26 protein-coding genes are annotated in these 25,605 nt (G+C 68.1%); 13 read left to right on the forward strand and 13 right to left on the reverse strand.

Annotation, left to right across the window (positions count from 1 at the left end; genetic code table 11):
- Position 1: 1 nt before the first annotated feature.
- Entirely contained in the window at positions 2-3,682 is a 3,681-nt protein-coding gene (locus DES47_RS06675) for an L-glutamate gamma-semialdehyde dehydrogenase (RefSeq protein WP_133699908.1), read from the reverse strand.
- 94 nt (positions 3,683-3,776) lie between these two features.
- On the opposite strand from DES47_RS06675, the gene DES47_RS06680 reads away from it, so the two are divergent.
- The 4 genes from DES47_RS06680 (at position 3,777) to DES47_RS06695 (ending at position 5,399) form a co-directional block, all read left to right on the forward strand.
- Positions 3,777-4,280, forward strand: coding sequence for an Lrp/AsnC ligand binding domain-containing protein (locus DES47_RS06680; RefSeq protein ID WP_133699909.1), 504 nt, complete (start codon positions 3,777-3,779; stop codon positions 4,278-4,280).
- 75 nt (positions 4,281-4,355) lie between these two features.
- Positions 4,356-4,592 carry a FitA-like ribbon-helix-helix domain-containing protein gene (locus DES47_RS06685; RefSeq protein WP_133699910.1) on the forward strand — a complete coding sequence of 79 codons (237 nt, stop codon included), beginning with the start codon at positions 4,356-4,358 and terminating at the stop codon, positions 4,590-4,592.
- Positions 4,579-5,016: a type II toxin-antitoxin system VapC family toxin gene (locus DES47_RS06690; RefSeq protein WP_133699911.1), complete on the forward strand. Its 438-nt coding sequence runs from the start codon at positions 4,579-4,581 to the stop codon at positions 5,014-5,016. Before DES47_RS06685 ends, DES47_RS06690 begins: the two co-directional genes overlap by 14 nt.
- A 164-nt stretch (positions 5,017-5,180) precedes the next feature.
- Complete coding sequence (locus DES47_RS06695) at positions 5,181-5,399, forward strand: hypothetical protein (RefSeq protein ID WP_133699912.1); 219 nt, start codon at positions 5,181-5,183, stop codon at positions 5,397-5,399.
- A gap of 5 nt (positions 5,400-5,404) precedes the next feature.
- On the opposite strand, the gene DES47_RS06700 is transcribed toward DES47_RS06695, so the two are convergent.
- From DES47_RS06700 to DES47_RS06720, 5 genes are all read right to left on the reverse strand, one after another.
- On the reverse strand, positions 5,405-6,088 hold the full coding sequence (locus DES47_RS06700) for a phosphatase PAP2 family protein (protein ID WP_133699913.1): 684 nt from the start codon (positions 6,086-6,088) through the stop codon (positions 5,405-5,407).
- Positions 6,078-6,689, reverse strand: coding sequence for a protocatechuate 3,4-dioxygenase subunit alpha (gene pcaG, locus DES47_RS06705; RefSeq protein WP_133699914.1), 612 nt, complete (start codon positions 6,687-6,689; stop codon positions 6,078-6,080). Before pcaG ends, DES47_RS06700 begins: the two co-directional genes overlap by 11 nt.
- Positions 6,686-7,429: a protocatechuate 3,4-dioxygenase subunit beta gene (gene pcaH / locus DES47_RS06710; protein WP_133699915.1), complete on the reverse strand. Its 744-nt coding sequence runs from the start codon at positions 7,427-7,429 to the stop codon at positions 6,686-6,688. Before pcaH ends, pcaG begins: the two co-directional genes overlap by 4 nt.
- Before the next feature lie 36 nt (positions 7,430-7,465).
- Positions 7,466-9,382 (reverse strand): putative bifunctional diguanylate cyclase/phosphodiesterase, encoded by a 1,917-nt coding sequence (locus tag DES47_RS06715; RefSeq protein ID WP_133699916.1) that lies wholly within the window; start codon positions 9,380-9,382, stop codon positions 7,466-7,468.
- 241 nt (positions 9,383-9,623) lie between these two features.
- Entirely contained in the window at positions 9,624-11,684 is a 2,061-nt protein-coding gene (locus DES47_RS06720; protein WP_133699917.1) for an NADPH-dependent 2,4-dienoyl-CoA reductase, read from the reverse strand.
- Positions 11,685-11,787: 103 nt separating this feature from the next.
- Between DES47_RS06720 and DES47_RS06725 the strand changes: the two genes are divergently transcribed.
- Positions 11,788-12,069 carry a DUF427 domain-containing protein gene (locus DES47_RS06725; RefSeq protein WP_133699918.1) on the forward strand — a complete coding sequence of 94 codons (282 nt, stop codon included), beginning with the start codon at positions 11,788-11,790 and terminating at the stop codon, positions 12,067-12,069.
- Between the two features lie 3 nt (positions 12,070-12,072).
- Here DES47_RS06725 and DES47_RS06730 read toward each other — a convergent pair whose 3' ends face one another.
- Positions 12,073-13,074 (reverse strand): GlxA family transcriptional regulator, encoded by a 1,002-nt coding sequence (locus DES47_RS06730; RefSeq protein WP_243748195.1) that lies wholly within the window; start codon positions 13,072-13,074, stop codon positions 12,073-12,075.
- Between the two features lie 81 nt (positions 13,075-13,155).
- Between DES47_RS06730 and DES47_RS06735 the strand changes: the two genes are divergently transcribed.
- A complete protein-coding gene (locus DES47_RS06735; protein ID WP_133699919.1) occupies positions 13,156-13,947 on the forward strand; it encodes an MBL fold metallo-hydrolase in 792 nt (263 codons plus the stop codon).
- Here DES47_RS06735 and DES47_RS06740 read toward each other — a convergent pair whose 3' ends face one another.
- Both DES47_RS06740 and DES47_RS06745 read right to left on the reverse strand, forming a co-directional pair.
- On the reverse strand, positions 13,948-14,811 hold the full coding sequence (locus DES47_RS06740; protein WP_133699920.1) for a pirin family protein: 864 nt from the start codon (positions 14,809-14,811) through the stop codon (positions 13,948-13,950). It lies immediately after the preceding gene.
- A 19-nt stretch (positions 14,812-14,830) separates the two neighbouring features.
- Positions 14,831-15,436 (reverse strand): FMN-dependent NADH-azoreductase, encoded by a 606-nt coding sequence (locus tag DES47_RS06745; RefSeq protein WP_133699921.1) that lies wholly within the window; start codon positions 15,434-15,436, stop codon positions 14,831-14,833.
- A gap of 186 nt (positions 15,437-15,622) precedes the next feature.
- On the opposite strand from DES47_RS06745, the gene DES47_RS06750 reads away from it, so the two are divergent.
- The gene (locus DES47_RS06750) at positions 15,623-16,528 is read left to right on the forward strand and encodes a LysR family transcriptional regulator (RefSeq protein WP_243748196.1); all 906 of its coding nucleotides are present in this window, start codon (positions 15,623-15,625) and stop codon (positions 16,526-16,528) included.
- A 55-nt stretch (positions 16,529-16,583) separates the two neighbouring features.
- The gene (locus DES47_RS06755; protein ID WP_133699923.1) at positions 16,584-17,510 is read left to right on the forward strand and encodes a DMT family transporter; all 927 of its coding nucleotides are present in this window, start codon (positions 16,584-16,586) and stop codon (positions 17,508-17,510) included.
- Between the two features lies 1 nt (position 17,511).
- Here the strand turns inward: DES47_RS06755 and DES47_RS06760 are convergent, their stop codons facing one another.
- Positions 17,512-18,183 carry a DNA alkylation repair protein gene (locus DES47_RS06760; RefSeq protein WP_133699924.1) on the reverse strand — a complete coding sequence of 224 codons (672 nt, stop codon included), beginning with the start codon at positions 18,181-18,183 and terminating at the stop codon, positions 17,512-17,514.
- Positions 18,180-18,659, reverse strand: coding sequence for a hypothetical protein (locus DES47_RS06765; RefSeq protein ID WP_133699925.1), 480 nt, complete (start codon positions 18,657-18,659; stop codon positions 18,180-18,182). Before DES47_RS06765 ends, DES47_RS06760 begins: the two co-directional genes overlap by 4 nt.
- Positions 18,660-18,870: 211 nt before the next feature.
- Between DES47_RS06765 and DES47_RS06770 the strand changes: the two genes are divergently transcribed.
- Positions 18,871-20,448 carry a thioredoxin family protein gene (locus tag DES47_RS06770; protein WP_243748197.1) on the forward strand — a complete coding sequence of 526 codons (1,578 nt, stop codon included), beginning with the start codon at positions 18,871-18,873 and terminating at the stop codon, positions 20,446-20,448.
- Here DES47_RS06770 and gstA read toward each other — a convergent pair.
- Positions 20,445-21,050, reverse strand: a complete 606-nt coding sequence (gene gstA / locus DES47_RS06775; RefSeq protein WP_133699926.1) for a glutathione transferase GstA — start codon at positions 21,048-21,050, stop codon at positions 20,445-20,447. The genes DES47_RS06770 and gstA overlap by 4 nt on opposite strands.
- A gap of 125 nt (positions 21,051-21,175) precedes the next feature.
- Here gstA and DES47_RS06780 point away from each other — a divergent pair, with 125 nt between their 5' ends.
- The 4 genes from DES47_RS06780 to DES47_RS06795 are packed head-to-tail and all read left to right on the forward strand — an operon-like array spanning position 21,176 to position 25,054.
- Positions 21,176-21,631: a MaoC family dehydratase gene (locus DES47_RS06780; RefSeq protein WP_243748198.1), complete on the forward strand. Its 456-nt coding sequence runs from the start codon at positions 21,176-21,178 to the stop codon at positions 21,629-21,631.
- A gap of 8 nt (positions 21,632-21,639) precedes the next feature.
- Complete coding sequence (locus tag DES47_RS06785) at positions 21,640-23,094, forward strand: alpha/beta hydrolase (protein ID WP_133699928.1); 1,455 nt, start codon at positions 21,640-21,642, stop codon at positions 23,092-23,094.
- Entirely contained in the window at positions 23,091-23,879 is a 789-nt protein-coding gene (locus DES47_RS06790) for an ABC transporter ATP-binding protein (protein ID WP_133699929.1), read from the forward strand. The genes DES47_RS06785 and DES47_RS06790 overlap by 4 nt, the downstream gene beginning before the upstream one ends.
- Entirely contained in the window at positions 23,876-25,054 is a 1,179-nt protein-coding gene (locus tag DES47_RS06795; protein WP_133699930.1) for an ABC transporter permease, read from the forward strand. The genes DES47_RS06790 and DES47_RS06795 overlap by 4 nt, the downstream gene beginning before the upstream one ends.
- A 48-nt stretch (positions 25,055-25,102) precedes the next feature.
- Here the strand turns inward: DES47_RS06795 and DES47_RS06800 are convergent, their stop codons facing one another.
- Positions 25,103-25,378, reverse strand: coding sequence for a hypothetical protein (locus tag DES47_RS06800; RefSeq protein ID WP_133699931.1), 276 nt, complete (start codon positions 25,376-25,378; stop codon positions 25,103-25,105).
- Positions 25,379-25,605: the final 227 nt, after the last annotated feature.

Below are 25,605 nucleotides of genomic sequence, written 5' to 3' on the forward strand. Positions count from 1 at the left end.
CTCAGTGCGTGCCGGCCAGCAGCGCCGCATTGCCCCCGGCCGCGGCGGTGTTGATGGTCAAGGTCTGCTCGGCCGCGAAGCGGTACTGCTGACGCGGATTGGCGGCCTCGGCAGCGCTGATCAGCGGCAGGATGGCGCCGCTGCGCTGGGCCAGGCGGCGCAGCACGGTACGGACCAGGCCCACATCGTTGGCGGCCACGCAGACGCCGGCCAGCGCCGACGCGCCCAGCAGTGCGGCGGCGGCATCCACCGGTAGCACCGTCAGCACAGCCGCAGGCAGGCCGGCGGCGACAAATTGCTGGCGCAGCGTCTCGCAGCGGCCGTTGCCGAGCAAGGCCACGCTATTGCCTGCCACCAGCGCGCCGGCCAGGGCGGCGGCCAGCTGGGCGACATCGGCACCGTCGCTGAGCACGGCGATGACGCCGCGGCCATGCAGGCGCAGCTCATTGCTTTCTCCGGTGGGGCCGGGCAGGGCCAGCGGCGCCAGGCCGTGGCGGGCCTGCAAGGCATGGGCCCGCACCACAGCGGCAGCGCCGGGCTCAAGTGAATCGGCGGTGCGCTCCAGCACGGCCACACGCTGGGCCAGCTCGACCTCGGCCCAGGCGGCCTGTGCCGTCTGCAGCGCGGCCAGACGCCCGTTCAAATCAGCGGGGGCCGCCACGCCCGAGATCAGGCCGCTCATCGCCTGGGTGCTCGGCGCCGGCTCGGCGCAGAAGCGGTGCAGATAGTGAGGGCCGCCAGCCTTGGGGCCGGTGCCCGACATGCCCTCGCCACCAAAGGGCTGGACCCCGACCACGGCGCCGATGATGTTGCGGTTGACGTAGACATTGCCGACCTGAGCCTTGGCGGCCAGGCGCAGCGCCCGGCTGTCGATGCGGGTCTGTATGCCCAGCGTCAGGCCGTAACCCAGCGCATTGATCTGCTCGATCACCGTGTCGGCCTCGCCGCCCCAGCGCAGCACATGCAGCACCGGGCCGAAGATCTCCTGGCCGAGGTCGGCGATCTTGTTGATCTCGAAGGCCACCGGCTTGACCAGACGCGGCACGGCGTCGTGGATGGTGCCCTCGGCGATCAGCTTCGCCTCACGCTTCAGCCGTTCGACCTGGGCGGTGATGCCCTGATAGGCCTCGTCATCGATGACCGGACCCACATCGGTGGCCAGTTCGGCCGGGTTGCCGACCCACAGCTCCTGCAGTGCGCCGCGCAGCATCGCTATCAGGCCGTCGGCAATGCTCTCGTGCACGCACAGCAGGCGCAGCGCCGAGCAACGCTGGCCGGCCGAGCGAAAGGCCGATTGCACGACGGCATCGACCACCTGCTCGGGCAGCGCGGTCGAGTCGACGACCATCGCGTTGATGCCGCCCGTCTCGGCGATCAGCGGCACGACGGCGCCCTCCTTGGCGGCCAGCGTGCGGTTGATGATGTGGGCCACGGCCGTGGAGCCGGTGAAGCACACGCCTGCGGTATGTGGGTGAGCCACCAGGCCGGCGCCGACCGTCTCGCCGGGGCCATGTAGCAACGCCAGTGCGTCACGGGGCAGACCGCATTGCTGCAGCAGCTCGACCATCTTCAGCGCGACATAGGGTGTCTGCTCGGCCGGCTTGGCGGCCACCGTGTTGCCCGTCACCAGCGCGGCAACGACCTGGCCGGCAAAGATCGCCAGCGGGAAATTCCACGGGCTGATGCAGACGAACACGCCGCGGCCCTGAATGCGCGGGGCCTCAAGCTCGGCCTGGTCGGCGTAGTAGCGCAGGAAGTCGACCGCCTCGCGCACCTCGGCCACGCAATCGGCCTGGGTCTTGTGCGCCTCCTTCACCAGCAGCGCGCAGAACTCGGCCAGGCGGGCGTCCAGTGCGTCGGCGGCGCGGCGCAGGATGGCGGCACGCTCGGCCACCGGCGTCGCATTCCAGCCGGCAAAGCCGGCCTGCAGCCGGGCCATCGCCTCATCCACATCGAAGCTGGTGGCCTCGGGCACGGCTCGCAGGGCATGCTGCTCCAGCGCCCGGCGCAGCGGCTCGCGCTGGGCCGGCGCGGTCAGGTCAGCGCCGGTGGAGTTGGCACGGCCGCGGCCCTGGGCATCCCGGTACAGATCGACCGGCATCGGCAAGGCGCCGGTGGGCTGCACCAGGCTGATCGGCGAGCCCAGCAGCTCGGGTACCTGCACATTGACGTCGGCCAGCTGATGGACGAAGGACGAGTTGGCGCCGTTCTCCAGCAGGCGGCGCACCAGATAGGCCAGCAGATCGCGGTGCTCGCCGACCGGGGCGTAGACGCGGCAAGGAATGGACCCATCCTTCAGCACCTCGCGATAGACGCCCTCGCCCATGCCGTGCAGGCGCTGCATCTCGAACTTGGCATTGGCGGCGCGGGCCATCAGCACGATGGCGGCAATGGTGCCGGCGTTGTGGCTGGCGAACTGCGGGTAGATCACATCGGCATGGGCTATCAGCGCCTTGGCGCAGGCCAGATAGGACACATCGGTGTGCTGCTTGTGCGTGAACACCGGATAGGCCTCCAGGCCCAACTCCTGGGCCCGCTTGATCTCGCCGTCCCAGTAGGCGCCCTTGACCAGACGCACCATGAAGCGCAGTCCGTGCTTGCGGGCGATAGCGGCCACCTCGTGGATGACGGCCTGCGCGCGGGTCTGGTAGGCCTGCACGGCCAGGCCGAAGCCGCGCCACTGCGGATAGGTCTTGGCGATCTGCTCGGCCAGGGTGTCCAGCACGTCCAGCGACAGCTCCAGTCGGTCCACCTCCTCGGCATCGATGGTGAGGTTGATATTGGCGTTGGCGGCCAGCTCGATCAGCTGCCAGACGCGGGGCAGCAGCTCGGCGAACACGCGCTCACGCTGCAGCACTTCGTAGCGGGAGAACAGCGCGCTGAGCTTGATCGAGATGCCGTCGGCCGTCTCGGGCGCCTCGGCCTTGCTGCCGGCAGCGATGGCCTTGATGGCCGCGATGTAGGAATCCTGGTAGCGCTGGGCGTCATGCTCGGTGCGGGCGCCCTCGCCCAGCATGTCGTAGCTGAATCTCAGCATGGGATATTGGCCCCCAAGGCCGTCGCTTCGCGCCGACCGCCCCCCCGAGGGGGAGTCAGGAAGCTTGGGGCGGCCCTGCGCTTCCTGGGCCTCGCGGCGCTGGTCGGCCGCCTCGCGCATCGCCTCCTGGATGCTGCGGCCCAGCACGAACTGGCGGCCCAGCAGCTGGATGGCGCGCACGGTGGCGGCGACCACGGTCTGCGCGCCGAGCCGGGTGAACAGGCCACCATCGCCATCGGAATCGGGCAGAAACTTCTTCGACAGCGAGATCGCCGAGGCCGACAGGCTGGCCAGCATCTTGTGCGGCCCGTCCGAGGCGCCATCGAACTGGGCGCGCCCCAGCTGGTCGGCGGTCAGTGCGATGGCGGTGGGTGCATCGGGCACGCGCAGCAGCGCCTCGGCCAGGCGCATCAGGGCCAGACCCTCGGCGCTGGTGATCGGGTACTCGCGCAGCAGCGACTCCATGGCCCAGAACGGCGCCGGGTTGGCGCGCACCGCCTCGACCCAGGGGCCGGCGGTGTCTATCACCCGCGACCAGTCCAACCCCTCACCCAGGCTGGCTATCAGGTCCTGCAGCACGGCCTGCTCGTCGCGGTAGGGAAAAGGCAGGCGGGTGCGCTCGGGAGGCAGGGCGAAGCTGTTCATGGTGTGGCAGTCAACTGGTGAGAATCAGGAGAATATGCGGGGTGCCCATGAATTAAATTCAGCTTTATGCCGCCTGCCCGGAGAAAAATCTAGCATGTCCAGCGAACAAGACCAGAGCGACGACCAGTTCGGCGCCGCCCGCGACATCGACCGCATCGACCTGCGCATCCTGCGCGCGCTGCAGGCCGACGGCCGCATCTCCAATCTGAAGCTGGCTGAGACGGTGCACCTGTCGCCGACCGCCGTGCTGGAGCGGGTCAAGCGCCTGACCCGCGACGGCTACATCCTCGGCTACGAGGCGCGGCTGAACCCGGCCAAGCTGGGCGCCGGCATGATGGTCTTCATCGAGGTGCTCCTGGACCGCACCGCCCCCGACGTGATGGACAACTTCAAGGCCGCCGTCCAGGTGCGCCCCGAGATCCTCGAATGCCATCTGGTCGCCGGCGGCTTCGACTACCTGATCAAGACCCGCGTCGCCGACATGCCCGCCTACCGCGCCCTGCTCGCGTCGGTAATCTGGAGCCTGCCCGGCGTGCGGGAGACGCGCACTTATGCGGTCATGGAAGAGGTGAAGAACACCAGCGCGCTGGCGCTGTGAGGTGCGGATCCGCGATTTGACCCGACGGCCGACGAATGCTATCTTTGATATCAATTCTGGTAAGAGAGGCACATCATGGCTGACTTGCTGGTTCGCGGCATCGACGATGCCCTGGTCAAGGCGCTGAAGGAGCAGGCCGTCGCCCACGGCCGCAGCGCCGAGGCCGAGCACCGCGAGATCCTGGCTGCGGCACTGACCCGCCCGCGGCGCCGCAGCTTTGCCGAGGTGCTGGCGTCGATGCCGGAGGTGGGCACCGACGCCGACTTCGCCCGGGCCCAGTCGTCCGCCGAGGCGCCACGTGTATTTGATTGACACCAACGTCATCAGCGAGGCGCGCAAGCGGGCCAAGGCCGACCCGGGTGTGATCGACTTCTTCGCACGCATCACAGCAGATCAAATACCTGCTTATCTGTCTGTCATCGCGGTAGGTGAGCTGCGCCGTGGTGTGGAGCTGATACGCCATCGCGGGGACACCCAGCAAGCCGAAATACTGGCCCTCTGGTTGGACGAGGTTCTGGACCAGTACGCCGGCAGCATCCTGCCGCTGGACGCCGACGCGGCGCAGGTGTGGGGCCGCCTGCGTGTGCCGCACCCGGAGCACGAGCTGGACAAGCAGATCGCCGCCATTGCGCTGGTCAACGGGCTCACGGTGGTGACGCGAAACACGGCGGACTTCACCGGTACCGGTGTGAACCTTCTGAATCCGTTCCGATTGCTTGGTCAGACGCCGAGCTAACGAGTTAGCGAGCCGGGTTTACCCAGGGGGATAGCTACCCCGAAAGGGGGTGCCGTGCTCCACCTCATCCCCCACCGACCCTCCCTTGTGGTGATGGAGTGCAGATGCGGCCAGCGAGAAGATGGCTCCATCGCAACAAACAGGTCAAACCAAGGGAGGCCACCATGCTGCAATTCCTGAGCGCCAGGCGCCACGCCGCTGAACCCGCCATCGTAGCGCTGGCCGGCAAGCCAAACGAAGCCGCGCAAGCCGCAGTCCCGGTGGTCGAACGGCACTACGCCTGGTTCGACTCCAGCCGTGAGCTGAAGGCCGGCTTGTTGGTGCAGGAGTTGCCGCTCTCCCGCGACGACTGGCTGGCCCTCAGCGGCCAGCGCCTGCAATGAAGCGCTCAGGCACCGGCCAGCGCCAAGGGATGGCGGGGCAAGGCCGGCGGCGGCGGCTTGTGCAGATCATGACGGGTGAAGGCCTGATGGCGGCCGGACAGCTTCAGCGACAGCCGCGTCACCATGTCATGGGTGCGCGACGGTGGCGCGCCGGCCGGCAGGGCCATCAGCCAGGCCAGCAGCAGCAGCGGCACCCAGGGCGGGGCGTGCATCTTGGGGATGTGCTGCCAGCCGAGCACGGCCAGGCTGACGGCGGCGCCCAGGCCGAATCCTGTGACCACCTCGGAGACCGAATGGGCATGCACCTCCAAGCGCGACTGGGCCACCAGCAGGGCCAGGGCGAAGCCGGTGGCTATCGCCAGCGACTGGGTGCGCGGCGGGGCATTGGTGGCCATCACCCGCAGCAGCAGCGGGTGGACTGCGGCGGCAAACATCGCGTGGCCGGAGATGCCAGTGAAGTCCCAGGCCGCGCTGCCCAGGCCCCAGCCGATGAAGGCGACCTTGGTGGCCGTGGTCAGGCCCGCGGCGGCGCTGAGCAGCACCAGCCACATCAGGGCGGCCTGGCCGGCACGCACCCGCCAGGACAGCCAGGCCGCGGCCAGCAGGGCGGCGGGCAACAGGATCTGGGCCTCGCCCAGGCGGGTCACGCCGCGCCAGAACAGCGGCAGCCAGGAAGCATCAAATATCAAAGAACACCGTCTCGCCCTCGCCCTGCAGGCGAATATCAAATCGATAGACGGCCAGACCGTCGCGCTCGCCGCGCTGGGCGATCAGCGTGGCCCGGCGCTGCACCCATTCGATGCTGTTCAGCACCGGGTCGGCCGCGTTGGCCGCCACCTCGTCACTGAAATACAGCCGTGTGTTCAGACCCATATTGATGCCGCGGGCGACCACCCAGACATTGATGTGCGGCGCCTGCATCTGGCCCTTGCGGCCGACGACCGGCCCAGGCTTGATGGTGTCGAAGCGGTACAGGCCGGTGTCGAAGTCGGCGCCGCCGCGGCCCCAGCCGCGAAATGCGTCGTCCAGCGGCTTGGCCTGCAGATCGCCGGGATGAGCGTACTTGCCGGCCGCATTGGCCTGCCAGATCTCCAGCAGCACATCGCGCAGCACCGCGCCGGAGCCATCGATCACCTGGCCCTCGATGGCGATGCGCTCGCCAAGGGTGGCCGGCGCGCAGAGATTGGCGCCGAAGTTGTTCTTGAAGATGTCGAAGCCGGCCTGCTGGGGCGCCAGGCCGATGTGGACGTAGGGGCCGCCGGTTTGCGAAGCCGTTTCTGGGTACCTCATGCCGTTGCTCCTTGCACGTGGTTCTCGAACAGGGTGGCTCGACGCCCACGGAGCGTGATGTCGAAGCGGTAGGCCCTGCTGTCCAGTGGCACGAAGGCGGCGCGGTCCTGCACGGCAATCAGGCCGCGCACCTGCTCCTCGCTGGGGATGGTGCGCACGATGGGGCAGTCGGCTATCAGCGGATCGCCCTCGAAATACATCTGCGTGATCAGGCGCTGGGCCCAGCCATCGCCCATCAGCGAGAAATGGATGTGCGAGGGCCGCCAGTCATTGATGCGGTTGCGCCAAGGGTAGGGCCCGGGCTTGATCGTGCGGAATACGTAATAGCCATTGGCATCGGTCAGCAAACGCCCGCAACCGCCGAAGTTCGGGTCTATCGGCGCCAGGTACTTGTCATTGCGGTGGCGATAGCGCCCGCCCGCATTGGCCTGCCAGATCTCGACCAGCGCGTTGGGCACCGGCCGGCCCAGCTCGTCACGGACGATGCCGTGGACGATGATGCGCTCGCCGATAGGCAAGCCGTCCTTGGCAAAGTTCAGGATCAGGTCGTGGTCCAGCGGGCCCAGCTCTTCCGGCTGGAAGGCTGGCGCGGTGATCTCCGACAGCGTCTGCTCGATCGAGATCAGCGCCAGGCGCGGCGAGCGCAGCACGCTGGTCTTGTAGTCCGGCGTCAGGGCCGGCGCATGCAAGCCGGTATCGCGCTGGATGAATTCGTCTGTTGGTCTTGGCAGAGGGCCCATGCTGTCTCCGATTTTCGACCCACTCTACCCGATCGTTTACAAGGCAAACAACTCCGGTGCCTGTGCCTTGCCATAGAAGTAGCCCTGGGCCCAGTCGCAGCCCTCGTCACGCAACCAGGCTGCCTGGGCCTCGGTTTCCACGCCCTCGGCCAGCACGTCCAGGCGCAGGGTGCGGGCCAGCGCGATGACGGTGCGGGCGATGGCGGCCACATTGCCGTCGCCGGGCAGGTCACGGACGAAGCTGCGGTCGATCTTCAGGGTCTGCACCGGCATGCGCTTCAGATAGGACAGCGAGGAATAGCCGGTGCCGAAATCGTCGATGGCCACGCGCACGCCGCGGCTGGTCAGCTGGGTCAGCAGGTGGATGGCCTTGTCGGCGTCGTCGAGGAACATGCTCTCGGTCACCTCCAGCTCCAGCGCCTGCGGCGGGCAGCCCGTGGCGGTCAGCGTGGCCTCGACCATCTGCACGAAGTCAGGTTGCAGCATCTGCCGCGCTGAAACATTGACGGCAACGATCTGCGGCTGGCCAGGCGCGCCCAGCCAGCGCGTGGCCTGAAGGCAGGCCTCGTGCAGCACCCAGCGGCCCAGGGGCACGATCAGGCCACTGCTCTCGGCCAGCGGAATGAACTCGACCGGCGAGATATTGCCGCGCGTCGGGTGCTGCCAGCGCAGCAGCGCCTCGGCGCCGATCAGCCGCCCGTCGGACAGGCGCACCTGGGGCTGGTAGTGCAGATAGAACTGGCCCTCCTCCAGCGCCTGGCGCATTGCATGGGTCAGCTCGACGCGCTGCTGCACGGCGCGCGTCAGCTCGGGCCGGTAGGCCTGCACCGTGCAGCGCGCCTGTACCTTGGCCCGGCACATCGCGGCATCGGCATTGCGCAGCAGGTCATCGACGGTGATGCCGTCCGCCGGGAACAGGGCCAGGCCTATCGAGGCGCCGATATTGAAGCGGGCCTCGCCGATCTGTATCGGTGCCTGCATGGCCTCGATCAGGCGCTCGCCCAGACGCATCGCCGACTCCTCGTCGACCAGGCCGCACAGCACGACGACGAACTCGTCGCTGCCGACGCGGGCCACCGAGTCGCTGGCTCGCACCACATCCTGGAAGCGGGCGGCGGCGATCTTCAGCACCTCGTCGCCGGCGGCGTGGCCGGCGCTGTCATTGATGTCGCGGAAGCTGTCCAGATCGACGTAGAGCACGGCCACGCAGGTGTGCTCGCGCTGGGCCACTGTTATTTGCCGCTCGATGCGGTCGCGCAGCAGGGCCAGATTCGGCAGACCGGTCAGCGGGTCGTGCAGGGCCTGGTGCTTCAGCGCCGCCTCGCTCTTCTTGATGCGCGAGATGTCGGCCAGCACGGCCACGTACTCGGGTTCGGCCTCGGGCGTGGCCGCGGGCACGCGCACCACGGTGGCCCACAGCGGGATCAGCACGCCGCTCTTGTGGCGCTCGATGATCTCGCCGCTCCACTTGCCCAGCCGCATCACTTCCTCGCGCAGCGCGACGCTTAGCAGCTCGGGCGCGCGGCCCAGCAGCTCCTCGCGCACGCAGCCGGTCAGCGCGCACAGGGCGGTGTTGACCTCCTGGATGCGCCACTGGGCGTCGGCCACAAACATGCCCTCGCCACAATGCTCGAACACGCTGGCGGCGCGCTTCAGCGCCTGGGCCGGAGCGGCTGGCTTGAAGGCCGGTTGGGCGGGCAGCTCCGGGTCGTCAAACAGGTCCGGCGCCGGCAGCGCGGCGGCTTCGGCGGGCGCCATGGCCCTTTGCAGGTTCAGGCTCAGCGAGCGTTGGCGCGCCAGCTGCAAGGCCTGGCCCCAACGCTTGAGCAGGCCCTGCTCGTGCAGCACCGCCAGCAGCAGCACCCCGCTCAAGGCCAGCATCCACCAGTCACCCGAGCGCCCGTCCGTCCAGGCCTCGGCACGGCAGGGCGCCATCCAAAGACAGGCGAGCAAACAGGCAGCCTTGCGGCCCGCCGTGACCCAGCGCTTGTTTCTTGCAGCTTCTGTTCCCAACGAGCCCTCCATCCGGTGATGCGTGGTGCACGCCGACTTTCGGGTTGCCAGCGCTTCTACGGCCGCCGGTCTATGGTCCCGAAAGACTGTCCATCGCTCCACGCACGGGCTCGTGGCCCGGCTGTGGAGCCTGGCCTATCGGCGGTGGGGGTCCGGTCTTGATAGGGTCTAGGGAAAGCACTTACAACACAGCAGCCAAACGCGTGCCCTGGTTAATGGCCCGCTTGGCATCCAGCTCGCTGGCCTCATGGGCGCCGCCTATCAGATGGGTCTTGATGCCAGCCGCTTTCAAGGGCGCTTCGAGCTCGCGCAGCGGCTCCTGGCCGGCGCACAGCACGATGGTGTCGGCCGTGATCAATTGCGCATCCTTGCGTTGCTCGCCATAGCTGACCATCAGGCCTTCGGGGGTGATGGCCTCGTAGTTGACACCTGACACCATTTCCACTTTTTTCATTTTCAACGTGGAGCGATGGATCCAGCCGGTGGTCTTGCCCAGGGTGGCGCCGAGCTTGCCGGCGCGGCGCTGCAGCAGCACTACCTCGCGTGCCGGCTCGCCAGGTGCCGCGCGCACCACACCGCCACGCACCTCGCCGGGCTGGGCCACACCCCACTCGCGGCGCCAGGCCGGCAGGTCCAGCGCCGGTGAGTGGCCCTGTTCGACCAGGTACTCGGCCACATCGAAGCCGATGCCGCCGGCGCCGACAATGGCAACACGTGGCCCCACCGGCTTCTTGTGCAGCAGCACATCGATATAGCTCAAGACCTTGTGCGCCACCTCGGGGTGGTCCTGGCCCGGGATGCGCGGGTTGCGCGGCGTCACGCCGGTGGCCAGCAGCACCTCATCGAACTTCTCTGCGATCAGGGCCTCGGCGCTGATGCGGGTGTTCAGGTGCAGCCTCACGCCGGTCAGCTCGATACGGCGGCGGAAGTAGCGCAGGGTCTCGGCGAACTCCTCCTTGCCCGGGATCTGCCGCGCCATATTGAACTGGCCGCCGATCTCGGCCGCCGCGTCATACAGATGCACCTCGTGGCCGCGCTCGGCCAGGGTGGTGGCCGCGGCGAGACCGGCGGGCCCGGCACCAATCACGGCAAAGCGCTTCTTGGCCGGGGTCAGCCTGATCACGAGCTCCTGCTCGTAGGCGGCGCGCGGGTTGACCAGGCAGGTCGAGATCTTCTGCGCGAAGGTGTGGTCCAGGCAGGCCTGATTGCAGGCGATGCAGGTGTTGATCTCGTCCGCCCTGCCCTGCGCGGCCTTGTTGACGAACTCGGCATCGGCCAGGAACGGTCGGGCCATGCTGATCATGTCGGCGCAGCCATCGGCCAGCACCTGTTCGGCCACCTCGGGCATATTGATGCGGTTGCTGGTGATCAGCGGGATGTTGATGCCCGCCGCGCGCAGCTCGCTGCGCAGCTGCTGCGTCACATTGGCAAAGGCGGCACGCGGCACGCTGGTGGCAATGGTCGGTATCCGCGCCTCGTGCCAGCCGATGCCGGTGTTGATGATGGTGGCACCCGCCGCGGTGATGGCCTTGGCCAGCTCGACCACCTCCTCCCAGCTGCTGCCGTCGGGGATCAGGTCCATCATCGACAGGCGGTAGATGATGATGAAGTCCGGGCCCACGGCCTCGCGCGTGCGGCGCACGATCTCGATCGCCAGGCGCATCCGGTTGGCATAGGAGCCGCCCCAGTCGTCGGTGCGCTGATTGGTGTGCGTGACCAGGAACTGGTTGATGAAATAGCCCTCGGAGCCCATCACCTCGACGCCGTCATAGCCGGCCTCGCGGGCCAGCTTGGCGCAGCGCACGAAGGCACGGATCTGGCGCTCGATGCCGCGCACGCTCAACTCGCGCGGCGTGAACGGCGAAATCGGCGACTGGATGCGCGAGGGCGCCACGCACAACGGGTGGTAGCCGTAGCGGCCGGTATGCAGGATCTGCAGCGCGATCTTGCCGCCCTCGGCATGCACGGCCTGGGTGATGGCCTGGTGGCGCCGCGCCGCGCCATGGGTCGCCAGCGTGCCGGCGAAGGGCTTGGCCCAGCCTTCGATGTTGGGTGCAAAGCCGCCGGTGACGATCAGCCCCACGCCGCCACGCGCGCGCTCGGCAAAATACACGGCCATCCGTTCGAAATGCTTGCGCCCGTCTTCCAACCCGGTATGCATGCTGCCCATCAGCACGCGGTTCTTCAGCTGGGTGAAGCCCAGATCCAGCGGTGCCAGCAAATGCGGGTAAGGTGTGCTCATGGGCGCCTCGGTATGACAATCGGCCATCGTAGGCTGCTGCCCGGAGACTGACACTGGGGCTTGCGAGCAAGTAGGCATTTGGCTCTAAACAGGAGAGGCACATATGAAAGCAGTCTGGAACGGCGTCGTGATCGCCGAAAGCGACGACACCGTGGTCGTCGAGGGCAACCATTACTTCCCGGAAGGCTCGGTGAAGAAGGAATACCTGAGCTTCAGCAACCACCGCACCGGCTGCCCGTGGAAGGGCCAGGCCTATTACCACTCGCTGTTCGTCAATGGTGAGATGAACCCGGAGGCGGTCTGGTACTACCCCGAGCCCACCGAGGCCGCGGCCGAGATCAAGGGACGGATGGCGTTCTGGAAAGGGGTGAAGGTCATCGAGTGATCTTCACGCCGAAGCACCGAAGGCGCGCCGGTAGGCCGCCGGCGTCAGGCCGGTGGCGCGCTTGAACATGCGGTGCAGCGCCGCCTCGCCGCTGAAGCCCAGCGCCTCGCAAAGCGTCTTCACCGGCTCGGTGCCGCGGGCCAGCCGCTCGGCGGCCTGACGCAGCTTGATCAGTCGCAGCCACTCGCCGGCCGCCACGCCGGTGCCCTGCTGCACGTGGCGACACAGGCTGCGCGGCGAGCTGTTCATCTGGCTCGCGGCCGATTGCAGGTTCAAGTCCATCGCCGGTGTGCGCTGGGCCCAAAGCAGAAGCCGACGCAGCCAGGGATCCTGCAGGGTCAGCAGTTCGACGCTGCGAAAGGCGCCATGGCGCTGGCGCGGCTGCGGCAGCATCAACACCTCCTGCAGCTCGCGCAGCTGGGCCTCGTCCATGCGCCGGGCAAGCTGCTGCAGGATCAGCGGCAGATGGCCGCTGGCCCCGGCCGCCGTGCAGACCTGCTCGCCCAGCACCAGCGGTTCGTCGAAATGCCATTGCACCTGCGGGAACAGACGCTCCAACAAGGGCGCCAGCCACCAGGTGGCGGTGGCGGGCTGCCCGGCCAGCCGACCGCTGGCGGCCAGCAGGGCCACGCCGGTGCAGTAGCTCCACAGTGCGGTGCCGGCCGGCAGGCCTTTCAGCGCGGCGACCAAGCCGGGCTGAGCCTGCAGAAAGGTCAGCAGATCGGCCTCGGCCGAGGTCCACAGGCCCGGCACCAGCACGGCATCAACCTCAGCCGCCGCCAGCGAGGCCTGTGCTGACAAGGTCTGTCCATGGGCGCAGGTCACCGGCAGGCCATCCTGGCTCAGCCAGCGGATCTCGAACAGCGCGCGGCCGGCGCGCAAATTGGCGGCGGCCACCAGATCGGCCACGGCAAACAGCCCGGCCGGCATGCACTGCGGATAGAGCAGCAGGCCCAGTCTCAGGCAGCGTTGGGGTGTAACCGAAGTGCTTGGCAAGAATTGCAAGGAATGACTCCTTTCTTGCCATTGTGCGGGCCGGGCCCGATTTCCACAATCGAGGCCTCAGTCGCTACCCGAATCACCCCCATGAAGATCACCCAGCTGCGCAACGCCACCGTCCTGCTCGAGTTCGCATCCGCCGGCCAGCCGGTGGCCCTGCTGGTGGACCCGATGCTGGCCCCGCAAGGCGGCCTGCCGACACTCAAATACCTGGGCGGCCAGCGCCGCCGCAACCCGCTGGTGGAGTTACCAGAGGGCAGCGACGCGCTGTTGCGGCGTGCCACCCACGGCCTGATCACCCACTGCCAGCGCGGCCACTTCGACCATCTGGACCGGGCGGGCAAGCGTTTCTTGCGCGAGCGCGGGCTACCGGTGCTGTGCATGCCTCGCGACGAGGCCTATCTGAAGGAGTGCGGCCTGCAGGCCAAGGTGTTCGACGGCGTGCGCCGCCAGCCCTTCTTCCACGGCCATATCACGCCCATCCCCTGCATCCACGGCCACGGTCTGGTCGGCAGGCTGATGGAGCATGGCCACGGCTACTTGATCGAACTGCCGGGCGAGCCCTCGGTCTATCTGGCCGGTGACACGGTGCTGACCGACACCGTGCGCGACACCCTGAGCCGGCTGCGGCCCGACCTGGCCGTGCTGCCGGCCGGCGGTGCGCGCTTCGATCTGGGTGGCGACATCCTGATGACCGAGGACGAGGTCTGCCAGGCGGCCCAGCTCTTCGGCGGCCGGGTGCTGGCCAACCATCTGGAGGCGCTGGACCATTGCCCCGGCACCCGCGCCAGCCTGCTGCAGAAAGCAGCCAGGCTGGGCTTGGGCGAGCGTCTGCTGGCGCCGCACGACGGCCAGACGCTGGCCTTCAGCGTGGCCTGATCAGGCCAGCTTGCCGGCGTTGAAGTCCTGCACCGCCTGGTAGATCTGCTCCTTGCTGTTCATCACAAAGGGGCCGTACTGGACGATGGGCTCGTTCAGCGGCTTGCCGGCGATCAGCAGCACGCGGGTCGGCTCGGCGCCGGCCTGCAGGCGCAGACCATCGCCACTGTTCTTCAGGATGGCCATCCGTTGCGTCGCGACCTCGGTGTCGCCCACGGTGACGCCACCGCGATAGACGTAGATGAAGGCGTTGTGCTCGGCCGGCAGCGCCTGCTCGAAGCTCGCACCAGCTTCCAAATGCAGATCCAGGTACAGCGGCTCGGTGCCGTCGCGCTGCACGGCGCCCGTCACGCCATGGCTCTCGCCTGCGATCACGCGGCCGGTCACCCCCTCGGTCTTGAACTCGGGGATCTCGGCATTCTTGAAGTCGCGGTACCAGGGCTCGCGCATCTTGTCGCCCGAAGGCAGGTTCAGCCAGAGCTGGAAGCCCTCCATCACGCCCTCCTCCTGCTCGGGCAGCTCGCTGTGGATCACGCCGCGGCCGGCGGTCATCCATTGCACACCGCCGTTTTCCAGCAGGCCCTCATGGCCGGCACTGTCGCGGTGGCGCATGCGCCCGGCAATCATGTAGCTGATGGTCTCGAAGCCGCGGTGCGGATGGTCGGGAAAGCCGGCGATGTAGTCACCGGGCTTGTCGCTGCCGAAGGCATCGAGCATCAGATAGGGGTCGAGGCGGCGCTGCAGGTCTTGCGTGAGCACCCGCGTCAGCTTGACCCCGGCGCCGTCGCTGGTGGCCTGGCCCAAGACCTGGCGCTCCACGGTGCGCGGGCTGGTGATCGAAGAGGTGACGGTTGCGGTGCTCATACAAAACCTTTCTGGAGTTTCACAATGCGGCGATCTGTTCGCGGGCCTCGGCCAGGCCGGCCGCTTCAGCGTCCGGGCCCATCGCCAGACCTTCGGCGTAGATGAACTCGACATCGGTCATGCCAACGAAGCCCAGCACGGTGCGCAGATAGGGCACTTGCGAGTCGGCCGGCTGGTCGCGGTACTTGCCGCCGCGGGTCAGCACAGCATAGACCTTCTTGCCGGGCAGCAGACCCTCGACGCCGGTCTCGGTGTAGCGGAAGGTCGTGCGCGCCTTGACGATGGCGTCGATCCAGTTCTTCAGCTGCGAGCTGACGCCGAAGTTGTACATCGGCACACCCAGCACCAGCACGTCAGCGGCCTGGACTTCGGCGATCAGCGCATCGTCGAGCGCGGCGCGTGCGGCCTGCTCGGGCGAGCGTTGCTCGGCGGGCGTGAACAGCGCCTGCAGCGCCGTCTCGTCCAGCGCCGGCTGAGGCTGGCGGGCCAGGTCACGCACGGTGACCTTGGCGTCCGGCGACGCGGCCGCCAGCTTGGCGACCAGCTCATTGGCCAGGCGGGTCGATTGCGAACCCTGGTTGTTCTCGTAAACACGGGCGCTGGTGTTGATTTGCAGGATGTTCATGGTTCAAGCCTTTCGGGATTGCCGGTGGTTGCGGCGCCTGCTGTGAGCCTTGTGCGTCGCGTTAGGGATAATTTATTCCTCACGCCTGAAGAACAAAAGACATTAGATTGGCATTCATTGTTCGCCTGGTGAGACAATTGCCCGGCCACAACCGCCCGCCCCGCCATGGAACCGAATGACTTGCTGATGTTTGCCCAGGTCGCCGATGCCGGCAGCTTCACCCGTGCGGCCGAGCGCATGAAGCTGCCGAAGTCGACGGTGTCGCGCCGGATCGCCGCGCTGGAAACCGAGTTAGGTGAGCGCCTGCTTCAGCGCAGCACCCGGAAATTGCTGATCACCGAGTTTGGCGACAAGGTGCTGCAACATGCCCGCCAGGTGCTGTGCGAGGTCGAGCAGACCCAGGCCCTGGCCCAGCATCGGCAGGTCCTGCCCAGCGGAAGGCTGCGCGTGTCCATGCCGGCCGACTTCGCCAACACCGCCCTGCAGACCATGCTGGCCGAGTTCGTGAAGACGCACCCGGCGATCTCGCTGGAGCTGGACCTGTCGGCCCGCCGGGTCGATCTGATCGGCGAGAACTTCGACCTGGCCATACGCATGGGTGATCTGCCGGAGGACAGCCTGCTGACGGCCAAGCGCCTGGGCGTGTTCAGGGTCGGCCTCTATGCATCGCCGACATTTCTGACTGCGCATGGAGCGCCCACAACGCCGGACGACCTCAACCGCCTGCATGCGCTGATGCTGATGAGCCGCACCGGCGAAGCGCTGCCCTGGCGACTGCAGCCGCTGGAGGGCAGCGAACCCGGCGCACTGATCACGAACCCGGTCAGCCGCACGCTGGCCAACTCGCCCGATGTGCTGATGCGCCTGGCGCAGAACGGCTGTGGCGTGACCACCCTGGCCGACTTCATCGTCGAGCCCATGATCAACGGCGGCCAGCTGGCCCGCGTGCTGCCAGGCTGGATGGCCGAGCCGGCGGTGGCCTGGGCCGTCTTCCCCGGCCGGCGGCTGATGCCGGCCAAGACACGGGTGTTCCTGGACGCGCTGACGCTGACCCTGGACGCCTGCCCGGCCTCGCGCATCGACAGGCCCTGACCCCGCTGTGCGCTCCTCGCCGCAATGCCCGCCCGGTCTGCGGCAAGATCACACCATGCCCGACATCCCGCCCTCCGCCACACGTCACGCCCTGCTCGTCGGCCTGCTGGTGGTGCTGTTCTGGGGCCTGAACTTCCCGATCCAGAAGGCCCTGCTGACGGCAATGCAGCCCGAGGGCTTTCTGTTCCTGCGCTTTGCGGCGATGCCGCTGCTGGTGCTCGGACTGCTGCTGCAGCGCTACGGGCTGAAGTGGCCCCGCGTGTCGCGAGCCGACCTCTGGGCGCTGACGCGGCTGGGCCTCCTGGGCCAGGGCCTGCACCTGGCCCTGTCCAGCTACGGCACGCATTGGTCCACGCCGTTCTCCAGCTCAGTGCTGCTGGCCTGCGGCCCGGTGTTCACCCTGCTGATACTGCGCTTCTACGGTCTGGAGCGGCTGCGCCGGCCCCAGCTGATGGGCATGGCGCTGGCGGCGCTCGGTGCGCTGCTGTTCATGTCGGACAAGCTGCTGGCCGCCGACTGGCGCGCCGGCGGCGGCGATCTGGTGCTGCTGGCCGCGGCCGCGCTGTTCTCGTATTACACGGTAGCCGCCAAGCCGCTGATCGCCCGCCATGGCGCGGTGCCGGTGATGTGCTACGCCAGCCTGATCACCACCCTGCCGGTGGTGCTGTACTGCTGGCCGGTGGCGCGCACAGTCAACTGGGCCGCCGTCTCGCCGCTGCTGTGGCTGGGCGCGGCCTGGGGCATTGTCGGCATCGGCTTCGTCAGCTGGCTGGCCTGGGGTTGGGTCAATGCCCAGCGCGGCGTAGCGCGCACCGCGCCGCTGATCTATCTGATGCCGCCGATCGCCGGTCTGGCCGCCTGGTTCAGCACCGGCGAGAGCTTCACGGTCCCGAAGCTGCTCGGCGCGGCCGTGGCGCTGGGCGGGGTGGCATTGGCCCAGTTCACGAATGCAACGCCGGTGCCGGAGCCCGAACCGCGGTAGTTCAGCCGGCGCGGGCCTTCAGCTCGCGCAGGGCATCGGCCGCGATCCAGCGCGCGCTCTTCGAAGGCTGTTCTTTCAGCCGCTCGGCCAGCGTGATCGCCTGCGGCAGCAGGGCCGCATTGCGCTTGCCGATCTGGCGCAGCGCCCAGTTGACCGACTTCTTGACGAAGTTGCGCTCATCGTCGGCGGCCTGTTCGATCAGCGGGAAGCAGTCGGTGAAGCGTGCATCGGGCGCCTGCTTGTCATGGACGGCGAGCACCGCCAGCAGCGAGAACGCGGCGCGCCTGGCAAAGCAGTCCTGCGCCTGCGCCCAGCGCGGCACGCAGCTCCAGGCCAGCGGCGAACGCCGGAAGCAGTTCAGACAGGCCTGGTCGCAGACATCCCAGGCTTGCATGCCCTGGGTCCAGTGATCCATCTGCGCAGCCGTCATCAGCTTGGGATCGGCCACCAGGCTGGCGACGATCTGCGCGTCCGGGATGCCGGTGTCCCACAGGGCCAGGGCCAGGTCGTGATCGGTGCCCAGCTGCTTGCCCAGGGCGCGCATCGTCGGTACGGCCAGGCCCAGACGGCCTTCGCCGGTCAAGCCAAAGCCGGCCATCGCGTCCAGGGCCTCAGGCCGGGCCTGGGCGCGCAGCAGGGCCAGCGCGTGATCGAGCCGGGTCGGGTCTGTCATGCGCTTCGGCGCATGCCCACCTGCGGCCGGCGGAACGACAGCGGCGCCGGTGCGCGTGTGGCGCTGCGCCCGGCCAGCCACAGCCCCAACAGCACCGGCAACAGGGCCCAGCCAGCAACACCCAGCAGGCGCAACCAGGGCATATGCAGATGCGGGCCGAGCAGCGACATCGGCACATAGGCCAGCCAGGGCAGCGCGCAGGCCAGCAGCAGATGGCTGGGCGGGCCCTGCAGATTCTTCACCAGCACCAGGCCGAACAAGCAAGCCAGCAACAGCACCGGCAGACGGCACCACAGCAGATCGGCCAGCGCGAACTGCACGGCCGGATGCGCTTGCCAGGCCGCCGGCAGGCCCCAGCTCGCGGCCAGGCCCAAGGGCAGCGGCGAAGCCAGCAGCCAGGCCGACATCAGCACCGTCAGCACGGCAAGCACGACGCCTGCCGTGAGAGCAACGGCCAGAGAACGTTGATGCAACATGAGCAGCCCCTGTGCGCATCGAGTCATCCCCGGAGGATGCCCAACAAACCCGATGGCGTTCTTGTAGGTTTGAGACCAGCCGGGGAGCTTAGGCAGCCGTCACGCCCCTGTCTATTGGTAGGCGCCCCAGTCCGGCATCCAGCGTCGCTGTCACAAAACAAGCACAATGCGCGGCAGTCCCGAACATGGCCACAAGCCTATGGAGTCCTTGATGAGCTTTCGCTTCCGTCTGAACCACGGCGCCGCCGCCGCCCTGCTGGCCATGAGCCTGGCACACCCTGCAATCGCCGCCTCAAGTGCCACTGGCCCCAGCGTCGCCTGGCAGGCCGCCGCCGGTGACGCCGACATCGAGCGCGCCTTTGCCCAGGCGCGCGGCGAGAAGAAGCCGGTGCTGCTGTACTGGGGGGCCAAGTGGTGCCCCCCCTGCAACCAGCTGAAGGCGACGCTGTTCAACCGCCAGGATTTCATCGAGCGCTCGCGTGCCTTCGTGGCCGTCAACATCGATGGCGACCTACCCGGCGCGCAAAAGCTCGGCACCCGCTTCAAGGTGCGCGGCTACCCGACGATGATCCTGTTCAACGCCGATGGCGCCGAGCTGACCCGCCTGCCCGGCGAGGCCGATGCGGCCCAGGTGATGCAGGTGCTGCAGGTCGGCCTGGCCGGCGGCCGGCCGGTCAAGTCGGTGCTGGCCGATGCCCGCGCCGGCAAGCCGCTGGCCGCCAATGAGTGGCGCCTGCTGGCCTTCTATTCCTGGGAGACCGACGAGCAACAGCTGGTGCCCCCGGCCGAACTGCCCGGCATGCTGACCCAGCTGGCCGTGGCCAATGCCAGCGGCGAGGCCGCCACGACGACACGGCTGTGGCTGAAGGCGCTGGCCGCCAGCAATGAGGCCAAGGGCCTGAAGCCCGATGCCGCCGTGCGCGACCGCGTGATGGCCGTGTTGGCCGATCCGGCCTCGGCCCGCGTGCAGATGGACGTGCTGGTCAACAACGCACCGGCCATCGTGCAGACCCTGGTCGCCGCAGGCGCCGACAAGAAGGCCCTGCTGGTCGCCTTCGATACCGCGCTGCAGAAGCTGCAGGCCGATACCGGCCTTTCACGGGCCGACCGCATCACCGCGCTGGGCGCCCGCGTCGACCTGGCCAGGCTGGATCTGCCCAAGGACGCCGCCCAGGTGCAGGCCCAGATGCCCGCCGCCCTGCTGACCAGCCTGCGCGAACATGCCGCCCGCGACGACCGCGAAATCACCGACGGCTATGAGCGTCAGGCCGTCATTACCTCCGACGCCTATGTGCTGGGCCAGGCCGGGCTGTGGGCCGAGTCGGACGCGCTGCTCAAGGCCAGCCTGGGCAAGAGCCATTCGCCCTACTATCTGATGAGCCAGCTGGGCAGCAATGCCAAGAAGCAGGGCCGCAAGGACGAGGCGCTGAAGTGGTATGAGGAGGCCTTCAACAAGAGCGAGGGCCCGGCCACGCGGCTGCAGTGGGGCTCCAACTACCTGACGGCCCTGGTGGACCTGGCCCCGGCCGAGGCCGCCCGCATCGAGAAGGCCGCCGCCCAGCTGCTGACCGAAGCCGGCCAGGACAAGGCCGCGTTCTACGAACGCAGCGCCCGCTCACTGCAACGCGTCGGCGCCAAGCTCAACAGCTGGAACCAGGACGGCAAGCACGCCGCCGCACTGAAGCGCCTGCAGGCCCAGCTCGACGGCGTCTGCGCCAAGCTGGACAGCAAGGACGCCCAGCGGGCGACTTGCGAGGGGGTGTTGAAGCCCTCTGGCAAAAAGACTTAAGACAAGCCCTCTGCCTTCAGCGCTTCCTGCACCGCAGGACGCGCTGACATCCGCGCCATGAAGGCCACCAGATTCGGCAGATCGGCAATGTCCACGCCCACATACTGGCCCCAGCGGGCGACGGTGAACAGATAGGCGTCGGGCAGACTGAAGGCATCGCCCATCAGGTATTGCTTGCCTTCCAGCTGACCGTTGACCCAGCTCAGGCGCTGCTTGACCTTGTCACGAGCCAGCGCCTTGGCCTCCTCGGGCATGGCCGGGTTGAACAGCGGCGAGAAGCCCTTGTGCAGCTCGGTGCTGATGAAGTTCAGCCACTCCTGCAGGCGGTAGCGGGCCATCGTGCCGGCGGCGGGCGCCAGGTTCTTGGCCGGCGCCTGGTCGGCGACGTACTGCAGGATCACCGGGCCCTCGCTGAGGCGCTCGCCATTGTCCAGCTCCAGCAGCGGCACATAACCCTTGCTGTTGATGGTGTAGTAGTCGGTGCCATCCTGCAGCTTGTGGGTCTTGGTGCTGGCCAGCACCAGATCGAAGGGCAGGCCCGCCTCGCGCAGAACGATGTTGGGGGACAGCGAGCAGGCGCCGGTGCTGTAGTAGAGCTTCATCGGTGATCTCCTTGGCTTGTGGGTGAAGCGCCGCACGATACGACGGATCGCAAAGGCTTGCAGCGGCGGGGTCCATGTCGGGCACTGCTACAGTCGGCGCGACCCAATCACCAGGATGTTCGCGCATGAAGATGGCTTTTGAGGACTTCCAGGTTGGCCAGGTCAGGGAGTTCGGCGGCCGCACCGTCGGCAAGGACGAGATCCTGCAGTTCGCCGCCGCCTACGACCCCCAGCCCCTGCACCTGGACGAGGCCGCCGCCGAGGCCTCGGTACTGGGCGGTCTGTCGGCCAGCGGCTGGCACACCTGCGCGATGGTGATGCGCATGATGTGCGACGACTATCTGCTCAACTCGACCAGCCAGGGCTCGCCCGGCATCGACAATCTGCGCTGGCTGCGCCCGGTGCGCCCCGGCGACACGCTGCGCGTGCGCATGACGGTGCTGGAAGCTCGCGAGAGCAAGAGCCGGCCCCAGATCGGTCTGATTCGCTCCAGCTGGGCCGTGTTCAATCAGCACGGCGAACAGGTGCTGAGCATGGAGGGCTGGGGCATGTTCGGGCGGCGCGACGCGCCCGCGGCCTGAGCGGCCAAATGACGCCGATCCAAGGCCTGACCCTGGCCGTGGCGCTGGGCCTGGCGGCGCCGGCGCTGGCTCAGACGCCGCTGACGCCCTGCCGCGTGGACGGCCTGAAGAACGAGGCGCTGTGCGGCCAGCTGAGCCGCCCGCTGGAGCCAGCCCGGCCCGAGGGCACAAAGATCAGCCTGCACTATGTGGTCGTGCCGGCCCTGGCACGGCGCAAGCTGCCCGACCCGGTGTTCCTGCTCGCCGGCGGCCCGGGCCAGAGCGCCATCGCCCTGGCCGGCCAGGTGATGCCGCTGCTGGGGCGCCTCGGCAATCGCCGCGACCTGGTGTTCGTCGATCAGCGCGGCACCGGTCGCTCGGCTCCGCTGAACTGCGATGAGGACCGCCGTCAATCGCTGGCCCAGAGCCTGGACGGTGCCGCGCAGGAGACGCGCATGCAGCAGTGCCGCGAGGCGCTGATGAAGCTGCCGCACGGCGACCTGCGCCAGTACACGACGACGATCGCGATGCAGGACCTGGACGCGGTGCGACTCCAGCTCGGCGCCGAACAGATCAATCTGATCGGCGCGTCCTACGGCACACGGGCCGCGCTGGAGTATCTGCGTCAGTTCCCGCAGCAAGTGCGGCGCGTGATACTTGACGGCGTGGCCCCGCCGGACATGGTCTTGCCGGCCAGCTTCTCGACCGACAGCCAGGCGGCGCTGGAACAGGTCTTCGACGCCTGCGAAGCCGCAGCGGACTGCCGGCTGCGCCATCCGCAGCTGCGCCGGGACTGGGCCGCCCTGCTGGCCGGTCTGCCGAAGGCGGTGACACTGAACCATCCGCTGACCGGCCAGCCCGAACGGCTGACCTTGACCCGCGACGCCGTGCTCGGCGCGGTGCGCGGCCCGCTCTACATGCCCAGCTACGCCAGCGCCCTGCCCCAGGCGATCGCCGATGCGCGCCAGGGCCGCTTCGAGGCCCTGGTGGGCCTGTCCGGTCTGCTGGGCTCGGGCCGCTCGGCCAAGCTGGCGATGGGCATGCATTTCTCGGTGGTCTGCGCCGAAGACCTGCCCCGCCTGGCCCAGGCGAGCGACCCGGCGGGCAAAGACTTCGGCACACAGTTCGCCGAGGCCTACACCCGCATCTGCAAGGACTGGCCGCGTGGCAGGGTGCCGGCCGAGTTCTATCAAGTCAAGCCCTCAACCGCCCCGGTGCTGCTGCTCAGCGGTGGCGCCGATCCGGCCACGCCGCCTCGCCATGGCGAGCGTGTCGCCAAGACCTTGGGCGCCAAGGCACGGCATCTGACGGTGCCGAATGCCGGGCATGGCGTGATGGGCCAGGGCTGCGCTCGCGAGCTGGTGTTCCGCTTCATCGCCGCCGAGGAAAAGGACGCGCTGGCGCTGGACGCCGCCTGCGTGAGCAAGATCCCCCGTCCGCCAGCGTTTCAGCCCGTCGGCCTGGGCCCGGAGGCTCGCCCATGATTGCCGTTCAAGGCCTGAGCAAGCAGTTCCGCCAGGCAGGCGGTGGATGGTGGCAACGCAAGCCAGCCCGCGTGGTTCAGGCCGTGGAGCAGCTGAGCTTTGCCGCGCCCGATGGTCGCATCACCGGCCTCTTGGGCCCCAACGGCGCCGGCAAGACAACGACCTTGCGCATGATCGCCGGGCTGATCACGCCCGATGCCGGCAGCATCCAGGTCGACGGCTTCGATGTCACGACCCAGACCAGCGCCGCGCTGGCCCGCATGGGCGTGCTCAGCGATGCGCGCGGCCTCTACCCCCGCCTCAGCGCCCGCGAGAACATCGTCTATTACGGCCTGCTGCAAGGCATGACCCGCGAGCAGGCCCACGAACGGGCTGAGGCCCTGGGCGAGCTGCTGGACATGGGCAAGCTGCTCGGCCGCCGCACCGAAGGCTTCAGCCAGGGCGAGCGGATGAAGACGGCACTGGCCCGGGCCCTGGTCCACGACCCGGCCAATATCATTCTCGACGAGCCAACCAATGGCCTGGACGTGCTGGCCACTCGCGCGCTGCGCGACACGCTGCGCCATCTGCGCTCGCCCGAGGGTGGAGCCAAGTGCATCGTGTTCTCCAGCCACATCATGCAAGAGGTCGAGCGGCTGTGCGACGAGGTCGTCGTCGTCGCCCACGGCCGCACCGTGGCCGAAGGCACGGTGGTCGAGCTGCTGCAGCGCACCGAGCAAAGCGATTTCGAGGAGGCCTTTGTGCAGCTGGCCTTTGCCGAAGAGACAAAGGGATCCCACCCATGAGCCGAGCCGCGCTGGCCCAGTTCGGGGCCGTCTATCGCAAGGAGATCATCGACGCGCTACGCGACCGCCGCACGATGCTGATGGTGTTGCTGTCCGCCGTGGTGATGGGGCCGGTGTTGTTGGTGGCGCTGTCCTTTCTGATGGCCTCGCTGGAGGAGAAGGCCGAGCAGCGCATCGTCTATGCCGTCGGCATCGAACACGCCCCCAGCCTGCGCAACTTCATCGAGCGTCAAAGCTATGAGGTCAAGCCGGCGCCGGCCGACTACGAGGCCCGGCTGCGCAACGCGCAGTGGGGCGACCCGGTGCTGTTGGTGCCGCAGGATTTCGAGGTCAGGCTGCTGCGCGGCGAGCAACCCAGTCTCGAGCTGATATCTGACAGCGCCAATCAGCGCGCCAGCGGCGGCGTTGGCACGCTGCAAGGCCTGGTGCGTGCCTTCGGCCGCGAGCGGGCCTCGCTGAGCCTGGTGCTGCGCGGCGTGTCGCTGGATCTGCTGACGCCGCTGGAGCTGGAGGAGCGCGATCTGGCCAGCACCCAGACACGCGCGGCGCGGCTGACCGGCATCCTGCCCTTCTTCGTCATCCTGGCCGTGGTCTCGGGCTCGCTGAGCGCGGCACTGGACAGCACCGCCGGCGAGCGCGAGCGCGGCTCGCTGGAGCCGCTGCTGATGAATCCGGCCGAAGGCTGGGCACTGGTGGCCGGCAAATGGGGGGCGGTGGCCAGCGTGGGCATGCTGATCGCCACCCTGAGCTGCCTGAGTTTTCTGCCCGGCCAGTGGCTGTTGCGCAGCGACAGCCTGCAGGCGATGTTCCAGTACGGGCCCAAGGAAGCCGGGGCCTTTCTGGTGCTGCTGCTGCCGCTGGCCGCCGCGTTGAGCGCCGTACTGATGGCGGTGGCGATACGCTGCAAGTCATTCAAGGAGGCGCAGGCCAGCAGCACCTTCGTCGTCATGGGCGTGTCCTTCCTGCCCATGGTGACCCTGTTCAATCAGGGCGTTGAAGCGCCCTGGCAGATCTGGGTGCCGGCGCTGGCCCAGAACACCCTGATGACGCGAGTGCTCAAGGGCGAAGGGCTGGATGCGCTGCAGATACTGGCACCGCTGGCAGTGTGCGTTGCCTTGACCGTGGCATGCCTGTGGTTCGTGGCGAAATCGCTGCGGGCCGCGGCCACCCGCTAGGCAGGTCTTTGCTTGACACCTCAAACAAGTGGGCGCCCTGCGCCCACCTCAAGCCGCCTGCAGCACCCGCTGTACCTCGCTCTGCCAGGGCAGGCCGTGCACAATCTCGTTGAGGCGGCGCACCGACTCCATGGGGGCCAAGACCTGACCCTCTCGATTGACGAACTGCAGATTGCTGACCAAAGCCATCGGGTCGACCATCGCCACCATGCCGATGGGCAGCTGCACCCAGTCCCAGGCCACACCGGCCTCGCCCTCGTCCGAGTGGCCGCACCACAGGGTTTGCCCCATCGAGGGCTGGGCGCCGTAGCCCGCAACCAACACGCGCGTGCTCTGGTGTGTAAGCTGTAATCTTTGCGCACGCTGGGCCTGACACAATACCCGGGGCCATGCATACACAATCCAAGCTGGAGTCATTGAGTAAAGTCGTTTGGGGTGGATGAGCCTAAGCAAGTGCTTGGCCTTGACCTCCAGTTTGCGCAAGCCCGGCTGCCTTGGCATCTGTAAAACCTGTCAGGGCAGGCCAAAATACCGATTCAGCGCCCGCCCGT

This window comes from Roseateles toxinivorans, from assembly GCF_004362525.1.
GTDB lineage: Bacteria > Pseudomonadota > Gammaproteobacteria > Burkholderiales > Burkholderiaceae_C > Paucibacter > Paucibacter toxinivorans.

Bases quoted from the DNA above. Each gene is read 5' to 3' on its own strand.
- pcaH (WP_133699915.1), bottom strand. From the start codon at position 7,429: ATGGGCCCTCTGCCAAGACCAACAGACGAATTCATCCAGCGCGATACC.
- DES47_RS06785 (WP_133699928.1), top strand. From the start codon at position 21,640: ATGACGCCGATCCAAGGCCTGACCCTGGCCGTGGCGCTGGGCCTGGCG.
- DES47_RS06735 (WP_133699919.1), top strand. From the start codon at position 13,156: ATGAAGATCACCCAGCTGCGCAACGCCACCGTCCTGCTCGAGTTCGCA.
- DES47_RS06745 (WP_133699921.1), bottom strand. From the start codon at position 15,436: ATGAACATCCTGCAAATCAACACCAGCGCCCGTGTTTACGAGAACAAC.
- DES47_RS06760 (WP_133699924.1), bottom strand. From the start codon at position 18,183: ATGACAGACCCGACCCGGCTCGATCACGCGCTGGCCCTGCTGCGCGCC.
- DES47_RS06755 (WP_133699923.1), top strand. From the start codon at position 16,584: ATGCCCGACATCCCGCCCTCCGCCACACGTCACGCCCTGCTCGTCGGC.
- DES47_RS06765 (WP_133699925.1), bottom strand. From the start codon at position 18,659: ATGTTGCATCAACGTTCTCTGGCCGTTGCTCTCACGGCAGGCGTCGTG.
- DES47_RS06740 (WP_133699920.1), bottom strand. From the start codon at position 14,811: ATGAGCACCGCAACCGTCACCTCTTCGATCACCAGCCCGCGCACCGTG.
- DES47_RS06675 (WP_133699908.1), bottom strand. From the start codon at position 3,682: ATGAACAGCTTCGCCCTGCCTCCCGAGCGCACCCGCCTGCCTTTTCCC.
- DES47_RS06685 (WP_133699910.1), top strand. From the start codon at position 4,356: ATGGCTGACTTGCTGGTTCGCGGCATCGACGATGCCCTGGTCAAGGCG.
- DES47_RS06720 (WP_133699917.1), bottom strand. From the start codon at position 11,684: ATGAGCACACCTTACCCGCATTTGCTGGCACCGCTGGATCTGGGCTTC.
- DES47_RS06680 (WP_133699909.1), top strand. From the start codon at position 3,777: ATGTCCAGCGAACAAGACCAGAGCGACGACCAGTTCGGCGCCGCCCGC.
- DES47_RS06780 (WP_243748198.1), top strand. From the start codon at position 21,176: ATGAAGATGGCTTTTGAGGACTTCCAGGTTGGCCAGGTCAGGGAGTTC.
- pcaG (WP_133699914.1), bottom strand. From the start codon at position 6,689: ATGAGGTACCCAGAAACGGCTTCGCAAACCGGCGGCCCCTACGTCCAC.
- gstA (WP_133699926.1), bottom strand. From the start codon at position 21,050: ATGAAGCTCTACTACAGCACCGGCGCCTGCTCGCTGTCCCCCAACATC.
- DES47_RS06695 (WP_133699912.1), top strand. From the start codon at position 5,181: ATGCTGCAATTCCTGAGCGCCAGGCGCCACGCCGCTGAACCCGCCATC.
- DES47_RS06770 (WP_243748197.1), top strand. From the start codon at position 18,871: ATGAGCTTTCGCTTCCGTCTGAACCACGGCGCCGCCGCCGCCCTGCTG.
- DES47_RS06795 (WP_133699930.1), top strand. From the start codon at position 23,876: ATGAGCCGAGCCGCGCTGGCCCAGTTCGGGGCCGTCTATCGCAAGGAG.
- DES47_RS06790 (WP_133699929.1), top strand. From the start codon at position 23,091: ATGATTGCCGTTCAAGGCCTGAGCAAGCAGTTCCGCCAGGCAGGCGGT.
- DES47_RS06750 (WP_243748196.1), top strand. From the start codon at position 15,623: ATGTTTGCCCAGGTCGCCGATGCCGGCAGCTTCACCCGTGCGGCCGAG.
- DES47_RS06725 (WP_133699918.1), top strand. From the start codon at position 11,788: ATGAAAGCAGTCTGGAACGGCGTCGTGATCGCCGAAAGCGACGACACC.